Annotated in this window: 14 protein-coding genes and 3 pseudogenes; 16 read left to right on the top strand and 1 reads right to left on the bottom strand. The window is 57.1% G+C overall.

The annotated features are described in order from the left end of the window. From L0H65_RS07750 to L0H65_RS07680, 15 genes and pseudogenes are all read left to right on the top strand, one after another. On the top strand, positions 1-320 hold a 320-nt coding region (locus L0H65_RS07750; protein WP_301458284.1), incomplete at its 5' end, for a hypothetical protein. Between the two features lie 30 nt (positions 321-350). Continuing rightward, positions 351-776, top strand: a complete 426-nt coding sequence (locus L0H65_RS07745; RefSeq protein WP_301458283.1) for a hypothetical protein — start codon at positions 351-353, stop codon at positions 774-776. A gap of 18 nt (positions 777-794) precedes the next feature. Continuing rightward, positions 795-1,220 (top strand): annotated as a pseudogene (locus L0H65_RS07740) (Mu-like prophage major head subunit gpT family protein); the annotation flags it as partial. A 93-nt stretch (positions 1,221-1,313) separates the two neighbouring features. After that, positions 1,314-1,745: a Mu-like prophage major head subunit gpT family protein gene (locus L0H65_RS19805; protein WP_367651981.1), complete on the top strand. Its 432-nt coding sequence runs from the start codon at positions 1,314-1,316 to the stop codon at positions 1,743-1,745. A 58-nt stretch (positions 1,746-1,803) separates the two neighbouring features. Beyond that, positions 1,804-2,127: a hypothetical protein gene (locus L0H65_RS07730; RefSeq protein ID WP_301458282.1), complete on the top strand. Its 324-nt coding sequence runs from the start codon at positions 1,804-1,806 to the stop codon at positions 2,125-2,127. Then, complete coding sequence (locus L0H65_RS07725; RefSeq protein ID WP_301458281.1) at positions 2,124-2,438, top strand: hypothetical protein; 315 nt, start codon at positions 2,124-2,126, stop codon at positions 2,436-2,438. Before L0H65_RS07730 ends, L0H65_RS07725 begins: the two co-directional genes overlap by 4 nt. After that, positions 2,435-3,079, top strand: coding sequence for a DUF6441 family protein (locus tag L0H65_RS07720; protein WP_301458279.1), 645 nt, complete (start codon positions 2,435-2,437; stop codon positions 3,077-3,079). Before L0H65_RS07725 ends, L0H65_RS07720 begins: the two co-directional genes overlap by 4 nt. Next, complete coding sequence (locus tag L0H65_RS07715; RefSeq protein WP_301458286.1) at positions 3,076-3,498, top strand: acyl-CoA transferase; 423 nt, start codon at positions 3,076-3,078, stop codon at positions 3,496-3,498. Before L0H65_RS07720 ends, L0H65_RS07715 begins: the two co-directional genes overlap by 4 nt. Before the next feature lie 37 nt (positions 3,499-3,535). Then, positions 3,536-4,477, top strand: a complete 942-nt coding sequence (locus L0H65_RS07710; RefSeq protein ID WP_301458278.1) for a phage tail tube protein — start codon at positions 3,536-3,538, stop codon at positions 4,475-4,477. Beyond that, positions 4,477-4,932, top strand: coding sequence for a hypothetical protein (locus tag L0H65_RS07705; RefSeq protein ID WP_301458277.1), 456 nt, complete (start codon positions 4,477-4,479; stop codon positions 4,930-4,932). The genes L0H65_RS07710 and L0H65_RS07705 overlap by 1 nt, the downstream gene beginning before the upstream one ends. A gap of 23 nt (positions 4,933-4,955) precedes the next feature. Beyond that, positions 4,956-5,138: a hypothetical protein gene (locus L0H65_RS07700; RefSeq protein ID WP_301458276.1), complete on the top strand. Its 183-nt coding sequence runs from the start codon at positions 4,956-4,958 to the stop codon at positions 5,136-5,138. Positions 5,139-5,242: 104 nt separating this feature from the next. Continuing rightward, positions 5,243-5,611 (top strand): annotated as a pseudogene (locus tag L0H65_RS07695) (phage tail length tape measure family protein); the annotation flags it as partial. An 819-nt stretch (positions 5,612-6,430) separates the two neighbouring features. After that, a pseudogene (locus L0H65_RS07690) lies at positions 6,431-6,616 on the top strand (phage tail tape measure protein); the annotation flags it as partial. Between the two features lie 155 nt (positions 6,617-6,771). Further along, positions 6,772-7,407 (top strand): hypothetical protein, encoded by a 636-nt coding sequence (locus L0H65_RS07685; RefSeq protein WP_301458274.1) that lies wholly within the window; start codon positions 6,772-6,774, stop codon positions 7,405-7,407. Further along, positions 7,404-8,099: a hypothetical protein gene (locus L0H65_RS07680; protein WP_301458273.1), complete on the top strand. Its 696-nt coding sequence runs from the start codon at positions 7,404-7,406 to the stop codon at positions 8,097-8,099. The genes L0H65_RS07685 and L0H65_RS07680 overlap by 4 nt, the downstream gene beginning before the upstream one ends. Before the next feature lie 295 nt (positions 8,100-8,394). Here the strand turns inward: L0H65_RS07680 and L0H65_RS07675 are convergent, their stop codons facing one another. Further along, entirely contained in the window at positions 8,395-8,565 is a 171-nt protein-coding gene (locus L0H65_RS07675) for a hypothetical protein (protein WP_301458272.1), read from the bottom strand. Between the two features lie 751 nt (positions 8,566-9,316). Here L0H65_RS07675 and L0H65_RS07670 point away from each other — a divergent pair. Further along, on the top strand, positions 9,317-10,533 hold a 1,217-nt coding region (locus L0H65_RS07670; protein ID WP_301458271.1), incomplete at its 3' end, for a phage tail protein.

Below are 10,533 nucleotides of genomic sequence, written 5' to 3'. Positions count from 1 at the left end.
ATGAGAAACTGGTCGCGGATGCCAAAGCAGATGGCAAAACCACCCCGGCAGAACTGGCCTTGCAAATTGTCAAAGCAGATAAGGCCTCTGGCGCCAATCTGTTGGCGGCACGTTTGGCGGCAGATGCCGCTGCGGGAGTGGCCCCAGTGGTTTTGCAGACCACCGTTACGCTGGATGCGGCCAGCGACGACGAAACTGCCAAGGCCGAGTGGGATAAGGACGCCAAATTGCGGGCCGAATTCGGTGGCAAGTTCGACACCTACCTTGCTTATGCCAAGGCAACCAAGTCTGGTCGCGCCAAAATTTTGACGCGCGGCTGATCCCCCCTTTTCTTTTAACGGAGAACGACAATGGCAACTCAAGCAGTTGACACCCCCCGCGCTTATCAGCTCGGGGATATGGAAGACTACCCGGTCATCGCCGCAGACATCATCTATGAAGGGTCTGCGGTGGGTGAAAACGGGTCGGGGTATTCCCGGCCCTTGGTCGCTGGCGATGCGTTTCAGGGCTTTGCCCAGGAGCAAGTCGACAATTCCACCGGGTCGGCAGGTGACAAGCGTGTGCGTGTTTTGACGCGCGGACGCATTGTGTTGCCGATTGCAGCCCTCGCCATCACCGCCAATGACCGTCCTGCGGTCTATGCGTCGGATGATAACACTTTCACCCTTACGGCATCCACCAACTCGCTCATCGGCTATGTCAGCCGTTGGGATGGCACTGGTTCGGCTGTCGTGGAATTCGATGCAGGCCTCGTGCGCGCTGCGTTGCAAGCCTGATTTTGAAAGGAAGACAACATGTCTGCGAATAAGGGGCTTTCGTCTCGTGCGATCATCGGCAGCTTTTACAACCGGCTGGACGTGGCACAAGAGGCGTCGTGGGTGACGGATCTGGGGATGCTGTTCCAGACCGATCAGGAATCTGAAACCTACAAGTGGCTGGGGATGGCCCCGGCTATGCGTGAATGGGTTGGTGGACGCCATTCCAAAGGTCTGCGCGAGAACGGCATTACCATCGAGAACAAGAAGTTCGAGGCGACGATGGGCGTTCCTGTGGATTGGATGCGCCGCGACTAGACGGGCCAGATCATGGTGCGCATCAATGAGATGGCGGATCGCACCGTCACACATTGGCAGAGTCTGATGTCTGGCTTGATTGTCGGCGCGGAAAGTGCCGTTTGCTATGATGGCCAGTATTTCTTCGACACTGACCATTCCGAAGGCAGCAGCGGCACCCAGAACAACGATATCACCGTTGATATTTCTGGCGTTCCAGCCGTCTTGCACGGCACGGCGAACAATCCATCGGTGGAAGAAATGCGCGAGATGATTTTGTCTGGCGTTCAGCAAATCCTTGGGTTCAAGGATGATCAGGGCGAACCGATGAACGAAAGCGCGCGTGAGTTTCTTATCAAAGTGCCAACTGCATGGTTCAAGAATGCTGCAGCAGCGATCAAGAACTCCTATGTCGGCGGCGGTGATACCAACCTGATGACCAATCTGGACGGGTTCACCTTCAAGTTGGCCGTCAACCCGCGCTTGACCTGGACTGACAAGCTGGCCGTGTTCCGCACGGATGGCCAAACCAAACCCTTCATCATGCAGGAAGAAGAAGGGGTCACGGTTTCGGCAATTGCGGAGGGTTCCGAGTTGGAATTCAAAGAAGATCGCCACGAATACGGCGTCAAAGCCATCCGCAACGTCGGCTATGGTTATTGGCAGCATTCCTGCCTTGTGCAGGCGGTGTAACATGACAAAACTTTTGGTAGTGGCCCCTATGGGGGCCACCATCCGAGGGCCAGCGCGTTTGCGCCTTACCCCGGATCAGCACGCGCCCCGCATCCATCAATTGGGGCCGAAATCGAAGAAGGACATCTATGATCTTGATGGAGATCAGGCGCTGTCGTTCAAAAGTGGTGAAATTGTCGATGTTTTGGACGGCGCTGGCAAATTGAACCGTCAGTTGTTTGCCGATGTGGCTGAAATTGAAGCTGCTGAGAAAGCCAAAGCCGAAGCAGATGCCGAAGCAGAAAAGGCCGCAGCCGAAGCGGCTGAAATCGCTGCCAGGGCCAAGGCCGATGCGGATGAAGCGGCTAAGAAGGCCGCCGCCCAGTCTGGTACTGGGCAGTGATCGACTTTGCCGCTGATCTGGCGTCCATCCTTGATGGGCCTTTGGCGGTGGATGCCCTTTGGCTTGCGGGCGGGTCCTCGCCCGCAACGCCTATTCGTGCGATTGTTCATCAGCCTGATGAGGTTCAAGATTACGGAATGTCTCGGGTAGTCAGTGAGACGACGTATATCTTGGTGTCGGTTGCTGATGTTCCAACGCCTGCCATAGACGATATCATCGTTCTGGGCGGTGTGAACTTAGCGATTCACAGTGAACCCCGCCGCGATGCAAAACGCATTCGCTGGCTGTTGCACCTGGTTCCGACCCCGTGAAACTACTTGTCACCATCCAAAACGATTTGCCGCGATTTATGAAAGGGCAGATTGACGTGGGCGCGCGGGCGGTGACGGCGGGCGTTGCAGGGGCGACGCTTGATCTTAAGACCGCTTGGCGCGGTCAGATCACCTCGGCAGGGTTGGGTAATAAACTGGCCGGGTCAATCCGGTCGCAGGTTTTCCCCAAAGGCAAGGCCAGCCCGAATGCGGCGGGTTTGGTGTGGTCGAAAGCGCCCAAGCTGATTTCTGCGCACAACACCGGGCCGTTGATACGGTCCAGTGACGGGTTCTGGCTGGCAATCCCGCTGCCCGCGGCGGGAAAAGGCGCGCGCGGTGCCAAGATCACCCCGTTGCAGTGGGAACGCCGCACTGGCAAGCGCCTGCGCTTTGTGTTTCGCAAAGGCAACACCGCCCTTCTGGTGGCCGATGATAGCCGCGAGAACAAGCGTCGGTTGGCTGTGAATAAAGGCGGCAAGCGCCGCAAAGATGGAATTCTGACCGGGGCGGCAACCATCCCGATTTTTGTGTTGGTGCCACAGGTGAAATTGCGCAAACGCCTTGATCTGGATGCCGTGGCCCGAAGCCAAGCCGCAGGGCTGCCGGCGCGCATCCGATCGGCATGGAAAAGGCAGATGTGATGTCGAAACGCGAAACGGTTTTGACGGCCCTTGCGGCCCTACTGGGGTCCAGCGCGGCAGAGGTGCTGCGCAATGTCGGGCTGCCCGCCCGCGTGCCTGCCGCTGGCCTGCTGATCTTGCATGACGGTGTGCCGGGGGAGCCGGATGTCACGCTGTCGCCGCCGTTGTGGCATTACCAGCACCGCGCCGAAATGGATGTGTTCATCGAGGCAAAAGACGGGCGTGACGCCAAATTTGATGCGCTGTTGGTCGAGGTCGGCAGCCTGATCGCGGCGGATCGCACCTTGGGTGGGCTTTGCGATTGGGTGGAGGCGGAAGCGCCCGAGCCGTCTGAACTGGCGCTGGAAGGGGCCACTGGGCTGAAAGCTGCCGCAGTGGCGGTGGTACTGCACTACAGCACCACGGATCCGCTGAACTGAACAATCTGAACCGATAGATTAGAAAAGGAAACACTAGATGGCACGCGCACAAGGATCGCGGGCGCAAGCCCTGCTCGCGTTTGAATCGGCTTACGGCACCGCCCCCGCTTCGGGATATCTGAAAGTACCTTTTGCCAGCGCCGGGATCGGCGCCGCGCAACCGCTGCTCGACAGCGAATTGCTGGGCAATGGCCGTGATCCATTTGCTCCGGTGAAAGACGCGATCGACGTGGACGGCGACATGGTGGTGCCGGTCTGCGCTGTCTCGATGGGCTACTGGTTGAAAGGGTTGTTGGGCGCGCCTACAACAACCGGCGCCAGCGCGCCCTATACCCATACCTTTGTATCGGGGGCCGCGACCCTGCCGAGCATGGCGCTGGAGATCGGCCATCCGGATGTGCCATTTTATTCGATGTACAGCGGCGTCAAAGCCAACATGCTGACGATCAATATGCAGCGAAAGGGGCTGATCACGGCGACGGTTGGTCTGATTGCACAGGGCGAAACGACAGCCACCAGTAGCGCGGCCGGATCGCCGACAGCGACGGTTTTGCAGCGGTTTGGCAGCTTCAACGGTTCCGTGCAACGGAATGGATCTGATCTCGGCAACATCGTTTCGGCCAATCTGGCGTATTCCAACACCCTTGATCGGGTGGAGGTGTTGCGCGACGACGGCAAGATCGAAGGCCTAGATGAAGGGGTCGCTACACTTGGCGGCCAGCTGGTGGCACGCTTCGACGGTGCAGCACTTTACAATCAGGCGGTAGATGGTTCGTCATGCAGCCTGTCCTTCAGCTATGAGATTTCGGCAGGGGTGAAACTGACATTTACGGCGCATGAAGTGTACCTGCCAATCCCGAAGAAGGAAGTGCAAGGCCCGGCTGGCGTCCAGGTCACGTTTGACTGGCAGGCGTCCAAAGCAACCAGTCCGGCGCGGATGATGACGGCTGTGTTGACCAATTCGGTGGCGGCCTACTGATGCTCACCCTAAATCTGGCTGCCGCACCGGTCTGGATTGACCTTATGCCGGGCGTGCGGGTGCATTTGCGCCCGATGTGCAACGCTTTTTTGTTGCGCGCCCAAAGTCAACCGGGGGTGCTTGCCGCGATTGAGGCAGAAGATCGTGAGGCCCATTCTGTCGCCCAAGCCGCTGCGGTATTCGAGGCGGCGGTGATCGAATGGGAAGGGGTTGGCGATCGGGATGGCGCGGTCATCCCGCCCAGCCCTGCCGCGATTGCCGCGCTGATGGATATGTATAAACCCTACAGCGCATTTTTGGAGCAGTATTTCCACCCTTGGCTGGTGGTGGATGCGGAAAAAAACGGCTCTGCGCCCTCGCTGAATGGCACTTCGGCGGCGGCGCAGAGTATTGCGGTGCCTGCGACACAATCTGTCAAAACTGCCCGCGGCACAAAAACGCGCCGCAGAGCTTAGAGGGCTGGCAGGTTTGGGATTTGGTGCTGCACCTGCACGGTCAAACCCGCGCCGCTGTCGGGATGTCCGCTATGGTGCATTACGGCTGGGATATGGCGTCGGTTTTGGCGCTGGGGGCCGCACGCGGGCTTGATGCCCGCCTGCTGGCCGAATGGCTGCCCGCGATTGAGGCAGTGGCAATCACAAACATGAACGCGGAGGACTGACCTTGGCAGAGCAAGTTTCGGTTCGGCTGGCCGTTGTCGGCGGCACCCAGTTTCGCAATGAGTTGACAGCGGCCGGGGCGCAAGGAACCCGTGCATTCAGCGCGATGGAACATGGTAGCCGCCGAATGGGGATGCAGGTGCAAAACGCATCCTATCAAATCGGGGATTTTGCGGTGCAAGTCGCCTCGGGACAGTCGGCCAGCCGTGCCTTCGCGCAGCAAATGCCGCAGCTTTTGGGTGGGTTCGGAATTCTGGGCGCTGTTGCAGGGGCTGCTGTGGCGGTGATGGCAGCCCTTGCGCCGCTGTTTTTCAAGAATGCCGATGGCGCGGCGGCGATGGCCGATAAAATGGTTGGGCTGAAAGGTTCGGTTGGTGGCGTGGAAGGCGCAGTTTCAGCGCTGGAATCAACGCAACGGCAATATAATGAGGCGATTTCACAAACAGGTGGTGCATCGTCGGCGGCGGCGTCGATAGTTGTTGCCAACTCCCGTTCCGAATTTGCGGCCCGCAAAGAAGTGCTGGCAATTGAAATAGAGCTACTGCGCATTCGCGGGCAGGAAATGGCCACAGCTATCACCAATTCGCAAGAAGCGATTGATCGACAGTATCAAGGTTTCAAGGTTCGGCTGGATGATCTGAACAAGTTTGATCCGACCAACAACACCAATATACGCGACGTGCCTGGGTATGCGCGCGGTCAAATTACAGACGGCATTGGAAGCGAATTTTCCGACCAAATTAAGGTCGATCTGTTGGCTGTGCGGAAATTGAAAGCAGAGGCGGCATTATTGGACACCACCATCACCCGATCGACAGCCTTGATGGATACGAAATTCGAAGACATCACAACGGGCGGTACGGGTAAATCAAAAACGACCAAGGGCGGTGGTGGAAAAGCCAAAGAACAGAACGAGTTGTTGAAAATCCAACAGAAGCTATTCGACGAAACCCGCACCAAAGCCGAACGCTATGCGATCGAGATGGAGAAGATCGAGGCGCTTTACAAATCCGGTGCCATTTCGACAGAAGTGTATCAACGCAAAATGGCATCCCTGAAGGATGAGTTTGAAAGCCAAGGCAAGTTTGCGGCTGAAGTCGCAGGTTCCGTGCGTAGCGGTATGGATCGGATTTTTGATGGGATTTATGAAGGGTCTGGCAAGGCCAAAGACGCCGTTGCAGATTTGGCAGATGAGATCGGCAAGATGCTGTTCAAGCAAGGTGCTTTTCAGCTTTTGTCATTTATGTTGCCGAGCGTTTTTGGTGCGGACGGGTGGATACCATTGGTCAAAAGTGCCAATGGGAATGCGTTTGAAAATGGTCGGTTGACCGCGTTCGCAATGGGTGGCGTGGTCAACAGCCCGACCATGTTTCCGATGCGTGGCGGCGCGGGTTTGATGGGCGAGGCGGGTCCGGAAGCGATCATGCCACTAACCCGGATCGGCGGAAAACTTGGTGTTCGTTCAAGTGGCGGCGGAGCTGGCGGAAACTTCACCTATGCGCCAGTGATCGACGCGCGCGGTGCCGATGTCGGCGCGGTCGCACGTTTAGAGGCCGCGATGGCAAAGGCGCAAGTCGAGTTCACGGGCCGGGTTATCCAAGCAGTGAATATGGCGAACAAGCGGAGGCAGATTACATGAGCCTGACGTTTCCGCGCGCTGATATTCTGACCGGCCTTCAGTTTCAGGTATCAACGCCGCGCATCAAACCCTTGTGGCGCCAGGAGATGAGCCGCACGGCAGGCGGGGTGACATTGGTCAAGGACTTGGGCCCGCTATTGTGGCAGGTGTCATATTTGACCAGACGGCTTTTGCGTGATCGTGCTGGCGAAGTTGAAACCGATCTTTTGACGCTGGAAAATGGTGGGCAGTTGTTCATCGGCTATGATCCGGCCCGGCCATTCCCGGCGTCCGACAAGGTATCAGTACTTTCAGGGGTGACAGTGAACGTCATCCACGCGGATCGGCTGGCGCTGCGCCTGTCTGGGCTGCCACCCGCGTTTGTGCTGACAAAGGGTGATTGGGTGTCGATTGATGATGGCACCAATCTGCACCTTTTGCGTGCGGCAGAAACTGTGACAGCTGCGGGAACCGGTCTTAGCCCATGGTTTGAGGTGCGGCCCGGCCTGCGTCCCAGCATCATCGCCGGTCAGCCCGTCACCCTGCGCTATGCGCCTGCGCTGTTCATGGTGGATCCCGGCAGTGTCGAACGCAATGCTGATGGTCGGCTTTACGATACTGTTTCGTGGACTGCAACGCAGGTGATTACATGAGAACCCTTTCGGCCCCCGCCATAGCTGCATTGTTAAAGCGCAATGTCACAATCAGGGATTTTCTTTGGATCGAAGCGCGCAATGGCACAACCGGCGATCCGGTCGATGTGGGCTATTGGTCTGACCTTGGCACCGTTTCGGCACAAATTGATGATCCGCGCGTCGGCAGTATCGTGACCCGTGATTTTCAAGGCGCTGGTGGGTTGATCAATATTTCGCCGATCACACTGGTTTCGAACCTGTCCGTGCAAACGATCACGATCAGCTTGAGCCAGATTGCAGACCCGAATGATTTGGTGCGCGGCTATGACGTAAAACAGGCGCGTGTTGGGGTGTTTCGGGGATTGTTCGCACCCGCGACTCTGGTTCAGCTTTCTCCGTGCTACTCTCGCTTTCTTGGCTTTGTTGACCAGGTGGAGATCGAAACGCCAGCCGAGTCAGGTGAAGGCAAGATTGAACTGACCTGCGTTAGCCATAGCCAAGAAATGAGTCGCCGCAACACGGCCACGAGGTCGGATGCTGACATGAAAAAGCGCACGTCAGGGGATACGTTCTGCCTTCATTCGGCGGCAGTTGGGACTTGGGAAATGAACTGGGGCAAGGCGTCCAGTGCGTCGGGTGGTGTGCCGCCTGTTTCCCAAGCGTCGCTGCTTTCAATCGCCTTGAATACCTACACGGGCCAAAATCGTTGATCCGTCCTGCCGCGTCTGACGATTTGCCCACACTTGTGCGAATGGGGCTACAATTTCTTTCGGTGACTGGAACCGGGTTGCCTGCCGATGCAGATTTTCTTTCTGGGTTCGTTCGGATGCAGATCGCTGGTCGGGATAGGCTGGCATTGGTTCTTGACCATGATGGCAGTGCCCGTGGTTTTTTATTTGCTGTCGCGTCCAGATCGCTGTTTTCGCCCGTGGCTTTGGCAACAGAACTGGCCTTCTGGATTGATCCGCCATTTCGCGGGCGATCAGCCCGTCCGTTGATCGACGCCTATACCGACTGGGCGCGAGAAATGGGGTGTTGCCAAGCGTCCATATCGGCACTGCCCGGAAAATCGCCTGAAAAGCTATACGCGCGCGCCGGGTTCAAGCCCGCTGAAATCACATATTCGAAGGTGCTGTAAATGCCGTTTTTCTCCGCGATTGCCGCATCAATCAGCACCTTTTTTGCCGGTATCACGGCAGCTTCGATTGGCACCTTCCTTCTCAAAACGGTTGCATCTTTTGGCCTATCCGCCTTGGCGCAAAAGCTGGCTGGCAAGAGGGGTAAAAGTCAGGATTTTTCGGTCCGGGGTCAGATTGGGCGCGGGGCAGATATTCCGCAGGCCTTTATCGTTGGTGAATTTGCGACAGCTGGAACGCTGACTTTTGCCAATACTGCCGATGAAGGGGGAAAACCCAGTGTTTTGATGTATTGGGCCATCACGCTTTCGGATTTGCCCCTAAGCAGCATATCGGGTTTGTGGGTTAATGGCGAAAAGCGAACTTTTGGCCCATCCGGCGCAGCGGATGGTTGGTCACAAGTAAACGAATTTACCGCGGGCGGTACTGAATACCTGCGGATGCGATTTTACGATGGAACCCAAACGATCGCGGATGACGAGTTAACAGGCATTGCGTCATCAGCAGAGCGTCCTTGGCTTGCGTCCGCTGTTGGACACGGCAAAGCTTTCGTCGTCATGCGCGCTTATTTGAACTCGGATATGTTTCAGAATGGGTTCCCCTCATTTTTGTTCGTTGTTCGAGGCATTGCCTTTTACAATCCAGCAAGGGACGCGACAGTTGGAGGCTTGGGGCCCCAACGTTGGAACACGCCGTCCACGTGGGAGCCCTCCCAAAACCCAGCGGTACAACTTTACAACGTCCTTCGGGGCATTCGTTACAATGGCGAGTGGTTTTACGGTCTGCAAGATGTGTCTGCGGCACAGCTTCCGGTCGATCACTGGATCGGACAAATTCGAAAGTGTGCGACCGAAGTGACCGGGACGGATGGTCCTGAACCTCAATTTCGCGCATCGGGAGAGTTGCCTGTCGGCGCTGAAATTGTCGGCGTGATCGAAAGCCTTCTGGATGCTTGCAATGGACGTTTGTCGGACGCGGGCGGGGTTTACAAGCTGTTTGCCGGTGCGGTGGATGTGCCGGTCATGTCTTTAACTGATGATGAAGTCATGTCCACGTCTGGGCAGTCTTTCACGCCGTTTTTTGGGTTATCCGATACTGTGAACGGCATTTCGGGCAAATACCCATCCCCAGCTGCTGGATGGCAGACAGAGACCGCACCCCCGCTCTATCGCCCGGATTATGAAGCGCAGGATGGCGGGCGGCGCTTGTTGGTCGACGTGTCACTTGATTTTGTACCTTACGCCGAACAGGTGCAGCGATTGATGAAATCAGCGCTGAATGAGGCACGCCGCGCGCGGCGGCACACGTTGCACTTGCCGCCAAAATACTGGCCGCTGGAACCGGGTGACGTGGTGACGTGGACCAGCGCGCGCAATGGCTATGTCGAAAAACAGTTCCGGGTCGACGGAATGATTGATCTTGCCGACGGTGATGTGGTTGTGGATCTGACCGAAGTTGATCCGGCTGATTATGATTTCAACACCGCAACCGATTTTGAGGCTCCGGCAATCCCCGGATCGTCTGTGCAGCCGATCACGGTGCAGGATGTTGGCGACTTTGATGTTTTTGCATCCAGCATTCCAGACAGCACGGGCGTCGGGCGCAGGCCTGCTATTCGTGCTGTTTGGACCGGTGACATTCCCGACGTACGAGCGGTCAAGTTTGAGACCCGTGTCGAAGCGACAGGGCGCGACTTGCCGCCATCGCTTATAGAAACCGTTGGCGCGGGTGAGATTTACATTTCCGATGGTGTTTTGCCTCTGACTGAATATGAGGTTCGTGCGAAATTCATTCCTGAAGCACAACAGCCAACAGCATGGACTGGTTGGAAGACGGTCACGACATCCGACATCCGCTTTGGTGCGGCGGACATTGACACCTCGATCACTGACGCAATCGCCGACGCGCAAGCCGAGATTGCGGAAATGGCGGGAATCAAGGCGCTGCCGACGCTGCCTGCGACCGGCGAAAAACCCGATCAGATCGTGATGCTGCCGGACGGGGTGCT

The sequence above is a fragment of the Pseudorhodobacter sp. genome (assembly GCF_030452865.1).
Classification (GTDB): domain Bacteria; phylum Pseudomonadota; class Alphaproteobacteria; order Rhodobacterales; family Rhodobacteraceae; genus Pseudorhodobacter.
The sequence above is the reverse complement of the archived record's forward strand: the minus strand, read 5'-3'. Positions and strand labels throughout refer to the sequence as shown.